Here is a 16564-nt window from a genome sequence, read left to right on the forward strand (position 1 = left end):
CTTCGCAGCGCGCGCGGCCGCGGACCCGGGCCGAACATCATCCTCCGGCACTGACAAATGTCCCGGGTGCGCTCACGAAAACGGCCCCTGGCATCCGCGAATGCCAGGGGCCGTTTCAGGGGAAACTCAGTCGTCGCCCTCGGGCAACGGCGTTCCGGTCGGCTTCTCGTCGGTCGGGACGTCCGGTTTGGCGGACAGCTCCGCGTCCGATTCGTCCAGCGAGGGCGCGCCCGAAGCGACCAGCGCCGGTTCCGGCTTGCGCTTCACCGCCGTCAGCAGCAGCTGCGCGACGTCCACGACCTCGACCTTCTCGCTCGCCAGGCCGTCGCTCTGGCGCGAGGTGACGCCGTCGGTGAGCATCACGCGGCAGAACGGGCAGCCGGTGGCGATCTTCGACGGAGCGGTGCCGAGCGCCTCGTCCACGCGCTCGACGTTGATCCGCTTGCCGATCTTCTCTTCCATCCACATCCGCGCGCCGCCGGCGCCGCAGCACATCGAGCGGTCGCCGTGCCGCGGCATTTCGCGCAGCTGCGCACCGGACGCGCCGACGAGCTCGCGCGGAGCGTCGTAGACCTTGTTGTGCCGGCCCAGGTAGCAGGGGTCGTGGTAGGTGACGTCCTCGGCGACCGGCGCGACCGGCGTCAGGTGCTTCTCCCGCACCAGGCGGTTCAGCAGCTGCGTGTGGTGCACGACGTCGAACTGGCCGCCCAGCTCCGGGTACTCGTTCGCGAGGGTGTTGAAGCAGTGCGCACAGGTGACGACCACCTTGCGCGCCTTGCGTTCCCGGCCCTCGAACACCGAGTTCAGCACCTCGACGTTCTGCTGCGCCAGCATCTGGAACAGGAACTCGTTGCCCGCGCGGCGAGCCGGGTCACCGGTGCAGGACTCCTCCGAGCCGAGCACGGTGTACTTGACGCCCGCGATGTGCAGCAGCTCGGCCACCGCGCGGGTGGTCTTCTTCGCGCGGTCCTCGAACGCGCCGGCGCAGCCGACCCAGAACAGGTACTCCGCGTCGCCCAGGTCGCCGTCGAAGACCGGGACCTCGAAGTCGAGCTCCTCCGTCCACTGCAGCCGGTCCTTGGCGTTCTGGCCCCAGGGGTTGCCCTTGTTCTCCAGGTTCTTGAACATGCCGTTCAGCTCCGTGGGGAACGACGACTCGATCATCACCTGGTAGCGGCGCATGTCGACGATGTGGTCGACGTGCTCGATGTCGACCGGGCACTGCTCGACGCAGGCACCACAGGAAGTGCAGGACCACAGCACGTCGGGGTCGATCACGCCACCGTCGTCGCCGACGAGCGCCTTCTGCGACTCAGCGATCGCGAGGACGTCGATGCCCGCGTACATGTTGTCGCCGGACAGGCCGACTTCGTCGCCGGCCATGTCGCGCTTGCCGCCCGCGAGCAGGTACGGGGCCTTCGCGTAGGCGTGGTCGCGAAGCTGCGTGATGAGCAGCTTCGGCGACAGCGGCTTGCCGGTGTTCCACGCCGGGCACTGCGACTGGCAACGGCCGCATTCGGTGCAGGTGGAGAAGTCCAGCCAGCCCTTCCAGCTGAAGTCCTCGATCGCGCCGACGCCGAAGGTGTCCTCGTCCGGGTCGGCCTCTTCGAGGTCGAGCACCTTGCCCTTGCTCATCATCGGCTTGACCGCGCCGAGCGCCACGCCGCCGTCGGCCTCGCGCTTGAAGTAGATGTTGAAGAACGCGCTGAACCGGTGCCAGGCGATGCCCATGGTCATCGTGCGGGCCACGACGATCAGCCAGACCGTCGCGCTCATCAGCTTGATGAAGGCGAACACCGACACCAGCGCCGCGCTCGAGGGCAGCAGCTCGCTGAGCGGGTTCGACACGAACGCGGCCCAGGTCGGCGTCTCGTGGACGTGCATCGCGGCCTTGCCCGCGCGCACGCCGATGATGCCGATGCCCTCGACGATCACCACGGCCTCGACGAAGTAGGCCCACTTGAAGTTCGAGCCCGCGAAGCGCGACAGCCGGTCGGCCCGGCGCGGGTGGTTCACCTGCCGGATGATCGCGAGCGCCACGCCGCCGACGACCGTGCCGACGCCGAGCAGCTCCATCAGGAGGCTCCACAGCGACCAGTCCTCGAGGATCGGCCAGCCCCAGGTCGGGACGAACACCTCGCCGTAAGCCTCGAACAGCGCGAGCGACCCGATCAGGAAGCCCCACATGACAAGCCAGTGCCACGGGGCGACCTGGCGGAACTTCGCCATGCGGGTGTGTGCCGCGAACTCCTTGATCAGGGTCGTCAAGCGCGGCAGGAACGGGCCGTTGCGGGTGGAGTCCGGCTGGCCGAGCTTGATCACCCGCACGAAGCGGGCAATGGTCGCGATGAACATTCCCCAGGCGACGATGCCCAGGAGGACGGAGATCCCCCCGAGCGTCAGCTGTACAGCGCCCATCGTCGGGTGCCTTTCGTCCGGTGTGGTGGTGCCGCCGCGCGAGCGCGCCGGTGCCGAGCAGGGTAACGCTTCTTACTGATGGGTAACCGGTGAGCCGCTCCCAAGTCCCACCGATGTGGTGCACGCCTCGCTGGCAAGTGGGACGATCGTTCAGGTAGTTTGTCGAGCTATGGGTGCTTACTTGTACCTCGCTTTGGCCATCGCCGCAGAAGTGACCGCCACCGTCTCGCTCAAACTTTCCGAGGGCTTTTCGCGCCTGACGCCCTCGATCCTCGTGGTCGTCGGGTACGGCTTGGCGTTCTTCGCGCTGTCGCGGGTGCTGAAGCTGGGGCTGCCGATCGGGGTGGCCTACGCGATCTGGGCGGCGGCGGGCGTGGCGCTGGTCGCGCTGGTCGGCATGCTGTTTTTGAAGGAGCCGGTCAACCTCGCGGTGATCTCCGGGCTGGTGCTGGTGCTCGGCGGGGTGGTGCTCATCGAGGTCGGGAGCCAGTCGTGAAAATCCAGACCGACGGCCGCAAGGCCCGCGGCGAGAAGCGCCGGACGGAGATCATCGAAGCGACCCTGCGGGTGATCGAACGCGACGGCGTCGCCGGGGTCACGCACCGCACGGTCGCGGCCGAGGCCGGGGTGCCGACGACATCCACGACCTACCACTTCTCGTCGCTGGACGACCTGCTCGTGGCGACGCTGATCTCGTGCGCGCGCGACATGGCGACCGAGGTGTACTGGATGATCGACCGCGCCCGATCGCGCGGCAGCCGCGGTGCGGAAGAGGTGGCTGGCCTGCTCGCGGAGGCGCTGGGGCCGCGCCGCGGGCGCACGATGGCGGAGTACGAGCTGTACCTGCTGGCCGCCCGCAAACCCGAACTGCGCCCGGCCGCGCGGCGGTGGCTGGATGTGCTGACGTCGATGGTCCGGCACGACGACGAGGTCGCGTTCCGGGTGTTCCTCGCGGGTATCGACGGCCTGCTGATCCAGGGCTTGATCGACGACGAGCCGCCGTCCGCGGAGGAACTGCGTCCGGTGGTGGACTACCTGCTCAAACCCGCTTGACGGCGCTGATTGCCTAGCGGCCATGAGGACTGTGGGTGCTTACGAACTGGACGACGACGTCGCGCGGGTGGATCTCGACGTGGTGTGGGAGTTCCTGTCCGGGGAGGCGTACTGGGCTCGGTGGCGGACCCGGGAACACGTCGAGCAGCAGGTACGGACGGCGTGGCGAGTGGTGGGCGCGTACGAAACGGCGAGCGGGCGGCAGGTGGGCTTCGCGCGCGCGTTCTCGGACGGGGTCGCGATGGCTTATCTCGCGGATGTGTTCGTCGTGGCGGACGCGCGCGGCGCGGGACTGGGCAAGGAACTCGTGCGCGAGATGATCGACCACGGGCCGGGGGCGAAGTTCCGATGGATGCTGCACACGTCGGACGCCCACGAGCTGTACCGGAAGTTCGGCTTCGCGGAGCACGCGGAGGGCCGGTACCTGGAACGCGAGGCGGTTCGCTGATCAGTCCGCTTAGGACGGTCGCGTGGGGCCGGTGCGGCCCGGCCCCACGACGGGACCTCAGCCCTTGTTCTCGTACACCGGCACCAACGTCGCCCTCCCCAGCGTGTGGCCGAACATGTTGAACCCGAGGAACGCCGGCGTCGCGTCCTCCGGCACCTCCAGCGTCTCCACGTCCAGCGCGTGCACCACGAAGAAGTACCGGTGCGGCCCGTGTCCGGGAGGCGGCGCGGCGCCCAGGTACTGCTTCACTCCGCCGTCACCCTTAAGCGTGACCGCCGAAGAGGGCAGTCCCGACCCCGCGGAGTCGCCCGCGCCGGACGGCAGCGAAGTCACCGACGCCGGGATGTTGAAGACCGCCCAGTGCCAGAAACCGCTGGCTGTCGGGGCGTCCGGGTCGTAGACCGTGATCGCGAAGCTGCGGGTGCCCTCCGGGAAGCCTTCCCACTCCAGCTGCGGCGAACGGTCCTCGCCGCCGGCGCCGAAGATGCCCGACAGGTGCGGCTGGGCCAGGGTTTCGCCGTCGGCGATGTCCGTGCTGCGCAGGGTGAACGAGGGAACCGACGGCAGGTAGTCGTACGGATTGGGCGGCTGGGGCATGGGTTCCTCCTGATCCACGGGGCTCTCCGGCCGCCAGGTTAGGACCCTGGCCCTCCCGTCGCCGCCTCAGGGATGTTTCGGGGGGTTTACCGGATGTCCCCGGGGCCCCGCACCTTCTAACGTCTCTCGCGACAGCCGAGAGTGGTACTGAGGGGAACTGACATGGCACGCCCGCTTCTGGCACTGGCCGGCATCGCGGTGATCGGCGTTGGGGTGGCGATCGGATTCGGCGGGTGGGGGTTCGGGTCGACGGTTTCCCGGGACGCGACGCTGACGCAGGAGATCCGCGGGGTGAAGCTGGAGAACGGCTCCGGGGACGTGCGCATCCGCACCGCTCCCGGCGCGGCTCGCGTGCATCAGACCCTTCGCTACCACTTCAGCGGCGAGCCCGGGGACGCTTACCGCGTCGACGGCGATCAGCTCGTCATCCTCGACTGCGGCCGCAACTGCACCGCCGACATGGAGCTGATCGTTCCGGCCGGCATCCCGGTCACCGGCAGCTCCGATTCCGGCACGCTCGACTTCGCGGGCGTCGGCAGCGTCGACGTCACCGCCGATTCCGGGCGGGCGCAGATGCAGGACATCCCGGGGCCGGTCAAGCTCCGGCTGGACAGCGGCGCGGCCGAACTGCACAACGTCGGCGAGGTGCAGGTGCACAGCCAGTCCGGCCGGATCGAGGGCGACGGCCTGCGCGGGCCGGTCGACGTCTCCGCGGGCAGCGGGCGGATCGAGCTGAGCCTGACCCAGCCCAACAACGTCAAGGCGCAGGCCGACTCCGGCCGGATCACGGTGTCCGTGCCGCGCAGCGGGTCCTACCAGGTCACCGGCAACAGCGAGAGCGGCCACCGCAGCATCGACATTCCGCAGAACTCCGGTCCGGACGCGAAGACGCTCGAGCTGAACACGGACAGCGGCAGCGTCACCGTCAAGGCCGTCTGAGCCGGCTGAAGGGGAGAACAGACACATCATGCGCACACTCGAAAAGCGGCTGCTGGCCGCGGTGCTGGCGGGCGCGGTGGGGGCGTTCGCGATCACCGCGGCGGTCGGCCACTCGCCCGAACCGCAGGCCACGACACCGGTCGCGGTGGTGGAAATCCCGGTGCAGCAGGGGATCGTCCGGAACGCGGAGACGGTCGTGCTCCGCACCTCGGCCGAGGACCGGACGGTACAGGTGCGCCGGGCATGAACCTGGCCGCTGCCGTGCTGACCCTGCTTCCGCTGGTCAGCGCACCGACGCCGGCGTTGACCTGGACGCCGTGCGGGACCCAGCAGGAACCGACCGCGCAATGCGCCCAGATCGAAGTGCCGATCGACCGCGCCCATCCCGAGACGGGCACGGCGCACATTCCGCTCACTCGCCTGCCCGCGGCCGACCCGAAGCACCGGGTCGGCTCGCTGCTGGTCAACCCGGGCGGTCCGGGCGGCTCCGGGGTTGGTTTCGTGCGCTTCGGCGGACTCGACCCGAAGGTCATCGGCTCCGCCCGGAAACCACTGCGGGACCGCTTCGACATCATCGGCTTCGACCCGCGCGGCGTGTGGTTCAGCGAGCCGAAGATCAGCTGTGACCAGGCGAAACTGTACGACCCGAAGATCGGCCTCTTCCCGACGACGCGCCCGCAGTACGACGCTTTCGTCGCGCACAACCGCGCGGCGGGCGAGGACTGTCTCGCCAAGACCGGCCCGATGCTCGGGCACGTCGACACCCAAAGCGCCGCCGAGGACATCGACGCGATCCGCGGTGCGCTCGGTGAACAGAAGATTTCCTGGCTCGGCGTCTCGTACGGCACCGAACTCGGCGCGGTGTACGCGTCGAAGCATCCGGACCGGGTGCGCACGATGGTGCTCGACGGCGCGGTCGACCACTCCCGGCCGATGCGCCAGGCGATGGTCGAGGAAGCCGCCGCCACCGAGGACGCCTTGCTGCGGTTCGCCGCGTGGTGCGACCGCTCGACGGACTGCGCACTGCACGGCAAGAACGCGCTCGCCCGCTACGACGACCTGGTCACCCACGGCGCGTACGCGAAAGCGTTGGGCCGCAAGGCAACCGGCGAGGAGCTGGCCTCTGGCGCGTACAGCCACCTCTACCTCCCGGCCGAGTGGCTGAATCTGAGCCGCGCGCTGGCGGACCCGGACGCGAGCGCGCTCGCGACCAGCTCGCAGTTCGCGACCGAGACCTACGGCGCGTATCGCTCGATCGGCTGCCAAGACTTCCCGTCGCCGTTCACCGGACTGGCGGACCTGCGCGCGACCGCCCGGGTGATCCGCGCCGTCGCCCCGCACAGCTGGCGCTACAGCGAGTACTGGGACCTCTCCGCGGGCTGCACCGGCTGGCCGCTTCCCGCGCTGAACCCGCCGCAGCCGCATCCGGTGCACGGGGCTCCGCCGATCCTCGTCGTGGGCGGTGCGCACGACCCGGCGACGCCGTTGCCGTGGGCCCACGGGCTCGCCGCGAGCATCGACGGATCGGCCCTGCTCACGTACTACGGCGACGGCCACACCGGGCTGCTCAACTCCGAATGCGTGCGCCGGGCCGAGGCCGACTACCTGGTGAGTGGCGTCACACCGCCGCGGGGCGAATTCTGCGGGTGAACCCGGGAACAAGACCGGGGGTCCCGCCGTTATCCTGGTAGCAAGGTTGAGTGCGGTCGGCTCAAGTCTGGTGGACCAAGCCGTGCGCGAGACCTGGAAAACCTGCTAAGAAGGTACTCAAGAGTGCCTCGAAACCGCAGGTCACGAACATAGCAGCAACCCACAGTCCAGAACACGAGAGGAAGCACCATGGCGCGAGCGGTCGGCATCGACCTCGGCACGACCAACTCGGTCGTCGCCGTCCTTGAGGGCGGCGAGCCGACGGTCATCGCCAACTCGGAAGGCTCCCGTACCACCCCGTCCATCGTCGCCTTCGCCAAGAACGGCGAAGTGCTCACCGGCCAGCCGGCGAAGAACCAGGCCGTCACGAACGTCGACCGCACGATCCGGTCCGTGAAGCGGCACATCGGCACCGACTGGAAGACCGAGATCGACGGCAAGGCCTACACGCCGCAGGAAATCAGCGCGCGCGTGCTGATGAAGCTGAAGCGCGACGCGGAGGCGTACCTGGGCGAGGAGATCACCGACGCGGTGATCACCGTCCCGGCGTACTTCGAGGACGCGCAGCGGCAGGCCACCAAGGAAGCAGGCCAGATCGCCGGCCTGAACGTGCTCCGGATCGTGAACGAGCCGACCGCGGCCGCGCTGGCCTACGGCCTGGACAAGGGCGAGAAGGAACAGACCATCCTGGTCTTCGACCTCGGCGGCGGCACCTTCGACGTCTCCCTGCTGGAGATCGGCGAGGGCGTCGTGGAGGTGCGCGCCACCTCCGGTGACAACCACCTCGGCGGCGACGACTGGGACGAGCGCATCGTCACCTGGCTGGTCGACAAGTTCAAGGCCGCCAACGGCATTGACCTGACCAAGGACAAGATGGCGCTGCAGCGCATCCGCGAGGCGGCGGAAAAGGCGAAGATCGAGCTGTCCAGCTCCAACTCCGCCAGCATCAACCTGCCCTACATCACGGTGGACGCGGACAAGAACCCGCTGTTCCTCGACGAGACGCTGTCGCGCGCCGAGTTCCAGAAGATCACCTCGGACCTGCTGGACCGCACCAAGGCCCCGTTCAACAACGTCATCCGCGACGCGGGCATCTCGGTCGGCGACATCGACCACGTGGTGCTCGTCGGCGGTTCCACCCGGATGCCGGCGGTGGCCGAGCTGGTCAAGGAGCTGACCGGCGGCCGCGAGCCGAACAAGGGCGTGAACCCGGACGAGGTCGTCGCCGTGGGCGCCGCGCTGCAGGCCGGCGTGCTCAAGGGCGAGGTCAAGGACGTCCTGCTGCTCGACGTGACCCCGCTGTCGCTGGGCATCGAGACCAAGGGCGGCGTGTTCACCAAGCTGATCGAGCGCAACACCACGATCCCGACCAAGCGGTCCGAGATCTTCTCGACGGCGGACGACAACCAGCCGTCGGTGCAGATCCAGGTGTTCCAGGGCGAGCGCGAGATCGCGGCGGCGAACAAGAAGCTCGGCATGTTCGAGCTGACCGGCCTCCCGCCGGCCCCGCGCGGCGTGCCGCAGATCGAGGTCACCTTCGACATCGACGCCAACGGCATCGTGCACGTGACCGCGAAGGACCTCGGCACGAACAAGGAACAGTCGATGACGATCACCGGCGGCTCGGCGCTGCCGAAGGACGACATCGAGCGCATGGTCAAGGACGCCGAGGCGCACGCCGAGGAAGACAAGAAGCGCCGCGAGGAAGCGGAGACCCGCAACCAGGCGGAGACGCTGGTCTACCAGACCGAGAAGTTCGTCAAGGACAACGACGACAAGCTGCCCGAGGACCTCAAGGGCAAGGTGAAGTCCGCGATCGACGAGGCGAACGAGGCGCTCAAGGGCACCGACTCGGCCAAGATCCGCGAGTCCATCGAGAAGCTGAACACCGCTTCGCAGGAGATGGGCAGCGCGCTGTACGCGAACGCGGGCGCGGCCGGCGCCGAGGGCGCTCCGGGTGCTGAGGGCGCGGCCGGTGCCAAGGGCGACGCTCCGAAGTCGAAGGCGGACGACGTGGTCGACGCCGAGATCGTGGAAGAGGACGAGAAGAAGTGACCCCCCGCCACTCCGAGACCGAGGGCACTGGCCCCGAGGAACCGGTAGTCGTGCGGGATCGGCGCCGGGTGGACCCGCAGACCGGCGAGGTCCGCCCGCCCGCCGCGGAGGAAACTCCGGCCGGTGAGGAGCCCGTGCAGCACGCGGGCCCCTCGCTGGGCGATTCCGTGGACGAAGCCGTTCCGGCCGCCTCGGATATCGAGAAGCAACTGTCCGAGCGCACTGCCGACCTGCAGCGTTTGCAGGCGGAGTACGCGAACTACCGCAAGCGGGTCGACCGCGACCGCGAAGCCGTGGTGCAGAGCGCGAAGGCGTCCGTGGTCGGCGATCTGCTGCCGCTGCTGGACGACCTCCAGCGCGCGGAGCAGCACGGCGACCTCACCGGCGCGTTCAAATCGGTGGCCGACAAGCTGGTCAGCAGCTTGGAGCGGGCCGGTCTGGAGGCGTTCGGCACCGAGGGCGAGGAATTCGACCCGAGCGTCCACGAGGCCGTGCAGCACAACACGTCCCCGGACGTGAAGGGCCCGACGGTCACCCTGGTGATGCGCCGCGGCTATCGCTTCGGCGACCGGGTGCTGCGGGCGGCGCTGGTCGGCGTGACCGACCACGAGCCCGGCGAAGCCCCCGCGGAGCAGCCGGTCGATCCGCCGGTCGGCGGCGAATTGCCGCTCGACGGTTCGGTCGATGAGTCCGGTCAGCAGTAACAATCGGTTCGCAGTGAAAGGAGGAGACACCCGATGAGTGCTCGGGAGTGGATCGGCAAGGACTTCTACAAAGAGCTGGGTGTCTCCTCCGACGCGACCACGGACGAGATCAAGAAGGCCTACCGCAAGCTGGCCAAGGAAAACCACCCGGACGCCAACGCGGGCAACACCGCGGCCGAGAACAAGTTCAAGGCCGTGTCCGAGGCGTACGGCGTGCTGTCCGATCCGGCCAAGCGCAAGGAGTACGACGAGGCGCGCACGCTCTTCGGCTCCGGCGGTGCGGGCGGATTCGGCGGTTTCCCGGGCGGCGGCGCGGGCGGGTTCGACATGAGCGACCTGTTCAACCAGGCCGGTGCTCAGGGCCAGGGCGGCTTCGGCGGGCTCGGCGACATCCTCGGCGGCATTTTCGGCCGCGGCCGGGGCGGTGCCGCCGGTGCCACGGCGAACCGGCCGCAGCGCGGCGCGGACGTCGAGACCGACGTGCGGATCGACTTCCTCGAGTCGGTCAAGGGCGCGACGCTGCCGTTGCGGCTGTCGAGCCCGGCCACCTGTTCCACCTGCGGCGGCAACGGCGCGAAGCCGGGCACGTCGCCGCGGATCTGCCCGACCTGCAGCGGGTCCGGGCTGGTCAGCCGCAGCCAGGGCGCGTTCGCGTTCTCCGAGCCGTGCCAGGACTGCCGCGGCCGGGGCAAGATCATCGACGAGCCGTGCCCGGAGTGCGGCGGCGAGGGCGTCAGCACCCGCACCCGCACGCTCACCGTGCGCATCCCGCCGGGCGTGAAGGACGACCAGCGGATCCGGCTGGCCGGCCAGGGCGAACCCGGACGCGGCGGCGCGCAGGCGGGCGACCTGTACGTGCGCGTGCACGTGGCCCCGCACAAGCTGTTCGGGCGCAAGGACCTCAACCTCACGCTCACCGTGCCGGTGGACTTCACCGAACTCGCGCTGGGCACGACCGTCACGGTGCCGACGCTCGAAGGCAAGGTGTCGCTGAAGGTGCCCGCGGGTACCGCGAGCGGACGAGTGTTGCGCGTGCGCGGAAAGGGCATTCAGAAGCGGGACGGCTCGCAGGGCGACCTGCTGGTCACGCTCGAGGCGGCGGTCCCGGCGAAGCTCGACGACAAGGCGCGGGCGGCGCTCGAGGCCTACGCCGAGGCGATGAAGGGCCACGACCCGCGCCCTGAAATCACCGAGTTGCTCGAAGGCAGGTGAGGGTGATGTTCGGCGGTAATCCGGGACTCCCGCACGGTGCGGACGAGGACACCCCGGTGTTCGTGATTTCGGTGGCAGCCCAGCTTTCCGGGCTGCACGCGCAGACGCTGCGCTCCTACGACCGGCACGGCCTGGTCTCGCCAGGCCGCACCGCCGGCGGCGGACGGCGGTATTCGATGCGCGACATCGCCCTGCTGCGCGAGGTCCAGCGCCTCTCGCAGGAGGAGGGCGTCAACCTGTCCGGCATCAAGCGCATCATCGAACTGGAAAACCAGGTCGACGCGCTGCGGTCCCGGGTGCATGAGCTGACCGAAGAACTCGCCGCCGCCTACGCGGCCGCCGAACAAGCCGCCGCCGCGGTGCACGCTTCCTACCGCAAGGATCTGGTGCCGCTGCGGCAGAACACCTCGCTGGTGGTGTGGAAACCCAAGCGCCGCTGAGCATGTCGTGAGTGGCGATCGCGGTGAGAGCCGTGCTCGCGGCTCACGAGAACCCCTCCTGCCGCCGCGGGAGGGGTTTTCGCTGCCTGCCCGCCTCCCTGGAGCGCCCTCTCGCGTTACGACGCGGGAGGGCTCTTCGCTGCCCGGACCTCCGCGCCGAGCGTGCGCAGATCGGCGAATGCCTCGGTCAGATAGTCGTCCAATTCTCGCGTCGGGTCGCTGATCCAGGCTTGGGTCGCGTGGTGGAACGTCGCCCACCCAGCGTGGGCCGCCAATCCCGCTAACCGATCCTCGACCCCCCGCTGCCGCAACGCTTCCGCGAGTGCCTCGGCGAGCGTCGCCGCCTTGGCCAGATTGCGTTCCCGCAAAGTCGGCGTCGCCGCGATCAGGTCGCGGCGGGGCTCGGCGAACGGGAGGTTGCGCTCCATGATCCGCCCGGCCTTCCGGAAGGCGCGCAGCAGGATTTCCAGCGGTGCCAGGCCTTCCGGGGCTTCGGCGACCGACTTCGTCAGGTCCTCGCGCAGGTCGGCCTCGCCGTCGAAGAGCACTTCGCGCTTGTCCGGGAAGTGCCGGAAGAACGTGCGCTCGGTGACGCCTGCCCGGGCCGCGATTTCCGCGGTGGTCGTCTTGTCGAACCCGTTTTCCCGGTACAGCTCCAGCGCCGCCTGCTTGAGGCGGCTGCGCGCTTCTGCTCCGCTTCGTGGCACGTGCCGCAGCCTACCCGGCCTTTGCGACAGTGACTGACCTCACATTGCGTCAGTCACTGTCGCTACGCGTAGAGTCAGTCACTGACACTAAGGAGTGCTTCATGCAGATTTTCGTTACCGGCGGATCCGGCCAGACCGGTCCCGCCGTCGTCGCCGAACTGATCCGGGCCGGACACACGGTCACCGGCCTGGCTCGCTCGGACGCTTCCGCCGCACGGCTGGAATCGCTCGGCGCGACACCGCATCGAGGTTCGCTCGACGACCTCGACAGCCTGCGCCGCGGTGCCGAAGCCGCCGACGGCGTGGTGCATATGGCCCAGGGCGGCAGCTACGCCGATCCGGACGACCTCATCCGCCGCGACTGCGAGGCAATCGACGCGCTGGGCCAGGCACTGGTCGGTACTGGCAAACCGTTCGTCAGCACCTCCGGCACGCTGGTGCTGAAGGCCGACCAGATCAGCACGGAACTCGACCCGGCCGATCCGGATTCGGTGGCGTACTTCCGCATCCCCGGCGAACAGACCTGCCTCGGATTCGCCGACCGCGGCGTCCGAGCCAGCGTCGTGCGGCTCGCACCGACCGTGCACGGACCACGCGACCACGGCTTCATCCCAGCGCTCATCGCCGGTGCACGCCGAGCGGGCGTCTCGGCCTACCTGGGCGACGGCACGAACCGCTGGCCCGCTGTCCATCGCAACGACGCGGCGGTGCTTTTCCGGCTGGCGCTGGAGAAAGCGCCCGCGGGGAGCATGCTGCACGGGGTCGGGGAAACCGTCGAGATCAAGAGCGTCGCGGAGAAGATCGCGCAGCTGCTGGATATTCCCACGGCGTCCCTGACTCTCGAAGAAGCCGCCGAACATCTCGGAAACCCGTTCCTGGCAAGGTTCTTCTCCCTCGACGTGCCCGCGTCCAGCGCGTACACCCAGGAGCTGCTGGGTTGGACCCCGCACCACGCGACCCTGCTGGAAGACCTGGAGACCGGCGACTACTTCACCCCGGAAGCCAGCGACCGCGCCGAGGCGGTGTGGCGTTAGTTCCGGGGACGCACCAAGCCGGATTCGTACGCGACGATCACCAGCTGCGCACGATTTCGGGCATCGACAGCTACATCCGTTCGGCAATCTCCACAGTGGACAGTCCGCTCGCCACCAGCGTGAGCACCTCGCGTTCTCGCGGGGCCAGAGCGGCGACGTCCGCGCCCGGCGGGGCATCCGGGCCGAGCAGTGCGTCCCCGGAGGCCGCCACCCGCACCGCCGAGCACAGGTCGGCCGGGCGGGTGTCCTTGAGCAAAAAGCCGGTCGCTCCGGCGCGCAGTGCGGCGAAGACGTGGTCGTCGAGTTCGAACATGGTCAGCACCAGCACTCGCACGTCCGGGGCGCGCTCGCCGATCAGCCGGGTCGCTTCGATGCCGTCCATCACCGGCATCCGGACGTCCGTCAGCACCACGTCCGGCGGCGACCAGTTCGCCGCCGTAGAGGGCGACGCGTTCGCGCTCGTACCGTCCGGAATCCGGCTGCTGAAACGACCGGACCGACGCACCTTCGGCCTCGCCTGCCTCGGCGCGGGTCGGTGCGCTGGGCTACTTGAGCACGCTGAGCTGACTACTTCAGGTGCTCTTCGAAGAACGCGGTGACGCGTCGCCAGGCGTCGGAATCCGACGGTTCGTGATAGCCCATCCCGGTGATCCGGGCGAGTGCGGCCAGTGGCGCGGGCCGGTAGTGGTTCGCGAAGCCGTGCCCGGCGTCCGGGTATTCCTTGACGTCGTGCGGGATTCCTCGTTCCGCGAGCGCGGCTTCGAGCTTGGCCGCGGCGCCGCGCAGGGAGAAGTCCTTGCCGCCGAAGCTGCCGACGATCGGGCAGGCACCGTCCAAAGCGGACAGATCCTTCGGCAGTTGCCCGTAGTAGGGCGCGGAAGCGTCGAAGTCCCGCGAGGCGGCCACCAACGCGAACCCGCCGCCCATGCAGAACCCGACCACGCCGACCTTGCCGGTCGCGTCGGCCCGTCCGGCGACCAGCGCCCGCGCCGCCTCGATGTCCGCGAACGCCCGGCCCTCGCGGGCGAACAGGTCCTGGAACGTCCGCTTGACGCACCGGACCAGGCCGCCGCGCGAGTACAGATCGGGGCTCAGCGCTAGATAGCCCGCGGCGGCGTACCGGTCGGTGATCTCGCGCGCGTCCTGGTTCAGCCCGAACACGTCGTGGATCAGCACCACCGCGGGGAACGGGCCGTCGCCGGACGGCACCGCCAGGTAGCCGCCGATTTCCCCGTCCGCCACCGGAATCCGGATCTCCATCGGCTCAGTCCGCGGTGAACGGGTCGTATTGAATCTGGTCCAGCGCACTGCCCGCGACCAGCATCCGCGACACCGTCGCGCGAATCATCGCCGGCGACCCGGACACCAGGATGTCGTGGTCCGGCCACGCTCCGTACCGCGTGACCGCTTCGGCGAGCGTGCCGTGCTCACAGCCCGGCAGATGGTCGCCGCGTTCGACGACCGGCGTGATGGTCAGCCACGGGTTGGTCGCCGCGAGCGCACGAAGTTCTTCCAGGTCGTAGAGGTCCTCGCGGGTCGGCCCGCCGTAGAACAGCCGGGTCTTCGGGTTCTCGCCCCACAGCGCGAGGTGGTCGAGGATCGCCCGCAGCGGCGCGACCCCGGTGCCGCCCGCGACCATCAGCACGCCGCGCGACTGTTCGCGGTTGACGGTCATCCGGCCCAGCGGCGGGCCGAGCCGCCAGACGTCGCCCGCCTGCGTGTGGCTCACGATCGCCCGCGACACCCAGCCGCCGTCGACCGCGCGCACGTGGAATTCGATGCCGCCGTCCTCGCGCGGCGCGTTCGCCGGCGACAGGTACCGCCACAGCCTCGGCCGCTGCGGCACCTCCACGCTCATGTACTGACCCGGCGAATACGGCACCGGCTGGTCCGGGATCACCCGCACCAGCGCGAGATCCCAGGTGAGCCGCCGGTGCTCGATCACGGTGGCCGACCACGACGCCGGGTTCTCGTCCGCCGCCGCGGCCTCCTGCATCGCGCGCGCGACGATGGTGAACGCCTCCGCCCACGCGCGCTCGACCTCCGGCGTCCAGTCCGGGCCGAGGTGGTTCTTGAGCGCGGCCAGCAGCGCGGTGCCGACGGCCTCGTAATGCTTCGGAGCGACGCCGAACTTGCGGTGGTCGCGGCCGAGCTGGCGCAGGAACGGCAGCAGGTCGTCCGGCCGGTCCACCATCTGCACCACGCGGGCCAGCGCGCGGATGATGCGCCCGCCCTGCACTTCCATGTTGATCGGGAAGAAATCGCGGGTGGCCGGCGCGAGGGTGAACAGCATTCCGTAGAAGAACTGCGAGATCTCCGGCGCGTACGGCTCCGATTTCGCCCAGGTGTCGCGGATGAGCTGCACCATCGCGACGACAGCCGCGGGCGCCTGCCGGGGCGCGGCTGAGGTCCGCGGGAGCGGGCTGATCGAATCGGCTGTCATCGGGCTGTCGTCGTTCATGGGTCGGGACCGGAGGCCGGGGGGCTGGGAGGGGATGGTCACGAGAGCAGGGCGGCCGCGGTTGTCGGATTCGGCTCGCGCCGCCGCGCGGGGGAATTCGCCACTCCTGCTCCTCGTTGTCCACGACGTGCTCGCCGCGTCGGCATCGCGGGACGTCTGGTCCGCAGAGTAGCCGCACTGAGGCGGAATGCCCGCATCGTTGCTCCGGTCGGGTTACCGGCCGGTCGGGACGTGGGGCAGCTCACCGATTAGATAGTTGTCCTACGCAACCTTTGAGCCTAAACTTGTAGAATACAAGCAAGTGGGCACCAGGCCCGGGAGGAACGATGAGCCCAGCTGACGACGTGCGGCTCGAACTGCTGCGGGAGCTGAAGGCGTCCGCCCAGCTCCAGCACCTGTGGATCATGCAGGCGTGGCAGAACGAGCCAGGGCTGCACCCGGCCTCGGCGATGCTGCTGTCCGACCTCGCCAAGCACGGTGAGGCCCGCCCGTCCGAGGTCGCCAAGCGCAGGCTCGTCGACCTGTCGGTGATCAGCAGGCAGCTCGCCCAGTTGCAGGCCGCCGGGCTGATCGAGCGCCGGCCCGCCCCCGAGGACGGGCGCGCGTCGCTGATCAGCGTGTCCGAGGCCGGTCTCGAACGGCTCGAACTGTGGCGGAAGCAGTACCTCGAGTTCTTCGAGACGGCACTGGGCGGCTGGGACGAGGACCGGATCGCCGGCCTCACGTCGCAGCTCGCCGAATTGAACGAAGGTCTGCGCGCGACGCTCGGCCCGTCCGGGTACTGCGCCGGCGCACCCGCAGACGGGAAAGTGAAGTAGCGATAGTGGAAACCACCGCATCCGGGCA

18 protein-coding genes are annotated in these 16564 nt (G+C 69.4%); 12 read left to right on the forward strand and 6 right to left on the reverse strand.

The genetic code is table 11. The annotated features are described in order from the left end of the window. Positions 1-126: 126 nt before the first annotated feature. Positions 127-2418 (reverse strand): (Fe-S)-binding protein, encoded by a 2292-nt coding sequence (locus F9C11_RS07805; protein WP_409184214.1) that lies wholly within the window; start codon positions 2416-2418, stop codon positions 127-129. A 169-nt stretch (positions 2419-2587) separates the two neighbouring features. Here F9C11_RS07805 and F9C11_RS07810 point away from each other — a divergent pair, with 169 nt between their 5' ends. The 3 genes from F9C11_RS07810 to F9C11_RS07820 are packed head-to-tail and all read left to right on the forward strand — an operon-like array spanning position 2588 to position 3919. Then, positions 2588-2914 (forward strand): DMT family transporter, encoded by a 327-nt coding sequence (locus tag F9C11_RS07810; protein WP_409184215.1) that lies wholly within the window; start codon positions 2588-2590, stop codon positions 2912-2914. Then, the gene (locus tag F9C11_RS07815; RefSeq protein WP_009085017.1) at positions 2911-3471 is read left to right on the forward strand and encodes a TetR/AcrR family transcriptional regulator; all 561 of its coding nucleotides are present in this window, start codon (positions 2911-2913) and stop codon (positions 3469-3471) included. Before F9C11_RS07810 ends, F9C11_RS07815 begins: the two co-directional genes overlap by 4 nt. A gap of 22 nt (positions 3472-3493) precedes the next feature. Continuing rightward, the gene (locus F9C11_RS07820; RefSeq protein ID WP_409184216.1) at positions 3494-3919 is read left to right on the forward strand and encodes a GNAT family N-acetyltransferase; all 426 of its coding nucleotides are present in this window, start codon (positions 3494-3496) and stop codon (positions 3917-3919) included. A gap of 57 nt (positions 3920-3976) precedes the next feature. On the opposite strand, the gene F9C11_RS07825 is transcribed toward F9C11_RS07820, so the two are convergent. After that, on the reverse strand, positions 3977-4516 hold the full coding sequence (locus tag F9C11_RS07825) for a YbhB/YbcL family Raf kinase inhibitor-like protein (RefSeq protein ID WP_409184217.1): 540 nt from the start codon (positions 4514-4516) through the stop codon (positions 3977-3979). Positions 4517-4678: 162 nt separating this feature from the next. Between F9C11_RS07825 and F9C11_RS07830 the strand changes: the two genes are divergently transcribed. The 7 genes from F9C11_RS07830 to F9C11_RS07860 all read left to right on the forward strand — a co-directional run bounded on the left by F9C11_RS07830 (position 4679) and on the right by F9C11_RS07860 (position 11516). Next, a complete protein-coding gene (locus F9C11_RS07830; protein ID WP_409184218.1) occupies positions 4679-5455 on the forward strand; it encodes a DUF4097 family beta strand repeat-containing protein in 777 nt (258 codons plus the stop codon). A 28-nt stretch (positions 5456-5483) separates the two neighbouring features. Then, positions 5484-5702 (forward strand): hypothetical protein, encoded by a 219-nt coding sequence (locus tag F9C11_RS07835; RefSeq protein ID WP_409184219.1) that lies wholly within the window; start codon positions 5484-5486, stop codon positions 5700-5702. Beyond that, positions 5699-7105: an alpha/beta hydrolase gene (locus tag F9C11_RS07840; RefSeq protein WP_409184220.1), complete on the forward strand. Its 1407-nt coding sequence runs from the start codon at positions 5699-5701 to the stop codon at positions 7103-7105. The genes F9C11_RS07835 and F9C11_RS07840 overlap by 4 nt, the downstream gene beginning before the upstream one ends. A 189-nt stretch (positions 7106-7294) precedes the next feature. Continuing rightward, positions 7295-9160: a molecular chaperone DnaK gene (gene dnaK / locus F9C11_RS07845; protein WP_409184221.1), complete on the forward strand. Its 1866-nt coding sequence runs from the start codon at positions 7295-7297 to the stop codon at positions 9158-9160. Beyond that, positions 9157-9864, forward strand: coding sequence for a nucleotide exchange factor GrpE (grpE, locus tag F9C11_RS07850; RefSeq protein WP_409184222.1), 708 nt, complete (start codon positions 9157-9159; stop codon positions 9862-9864). Before dnaK ends, grpE begins: the two co-directional genes overlap by 4 nt. Before the next feature lie 33 nt (positions 9865-9897). Further along, on the forward strand, positions 9898-11076 hold the full coding sequence (gene dnaJ / locus F9C11_RS07855; RefSeq protein ID WP_409184223.1) for a molecular chaperone DnaJ: 1179 nt from the start codon (positions 9898-9900) through the stop codon (positions 11074-11076). 5 nt (positions 11077-11081) lie between these two features. Next, entirely contained in the window at positions 11082-11516 is a 435-nt protein-coding gene (locus tag F9C11_RS07860) for a heat shock protein transcriptional repressor HspR (protein WP_037354416.1), read from the forward strand. A gap of 116 nt (positions 11517-11632) precedes the next feature. On the opposite strand, the gene F9C11_RS07865 is transcribed toward F9C11_RS07860, so the two are convergent. Further along, positions 11633-12223: a TetR family transcriptional regulator gene (locus tag F9C11_RS07865; protein ID WP_409184224.1), complete on the reverse strand. Its 591-nt coding sequence runs from the start codon at positions 12221-12223 to the stop codon at positions 11633-11635. Positions 12224-12324: 101 nt separating this feature from the next. Here F9C11_RS07865 and F9C11_RS07870 point away from each other — a divergent pair, with 101 nt between their 5' ends. Further along, the gene (locus tag F9C11_RS07870) at positions 12325-13257 is read left to right on the forward strand and encodes an SDR family oxidoreductase (protein WP_409184225.1); all 933 of its coding nucleotides are present in this window, start codon (positions 12325-12327) and stop codon (positions 13255-13257) included. A 70-nt stretch (positions 13258-13327) separates the two neighbouring features. Here the strand turns inward: F9C11_RS07870 and F9C11_RS07875 are convergent, their stop codons facing one another. From F9C11_RS07875 to F9C11_RS07885, 3 genes are all read right to left on the reverse strand, one after another. Continuing rightward, positions 13328-13762, reverse strand: a complete 435-nt coding sequence (locus tag F9C11_RS07875; protein WP_409184226.1) for a response regulator — start codon at positions 13760-13762, stop codon at positions 13328-13330. A gap of 62 nt (positions 13763-13824) precedes the next feature. Further along, positions 13825-14517, reverse strand: coding sequence for a dienelactone hydrolase family protein (locus F9C11_RS07880; RefSeq protein ID WP_409184227.1), 693 nt, complete (start codon positions 14515-14517; stop codon positions 13825-13827). Positions 14518-14521: 4 nt separating this feature from the next. Then, complete coding sequence (locus tag F9C11_RS07885; RefSeq protein ID WP_183123475.1) at positions 14522-15700, reverse strand: globin domain-containing protein; 1179 nt, start codon at positions 15698-15700, stop codon at positions 14522-14524. 344 nt (positions 15701-16044) lie between these two features. Between F9C11_RS07885 and F9C11_RS07890 the strand changes: the two genes are divergently transcribed. After that, positions 16045-16536: a MarR family winged helix-turn-helix transcriptional regulator gene (locus F9C11_RS07890; RefSeq protein ID WP_409184228.1), complete on the forward strand. Its 492-nt coding sequence runs from the start codon at positions 16045-16047 to the stop codon at positions 16534-16536. The last annotated feature ends 28 nt before the right edge of the window (positions 16537-16564 follow it).

The organism is Amycolatopsis sp. VS8301801F10 (genome assembly GCF_046195355.1).
Lineage (GTDB): Bacteria > Actinomycetota > Actinomycetes > Mycobacteriales > Pseudonocardiaceae > Amycolatopsis.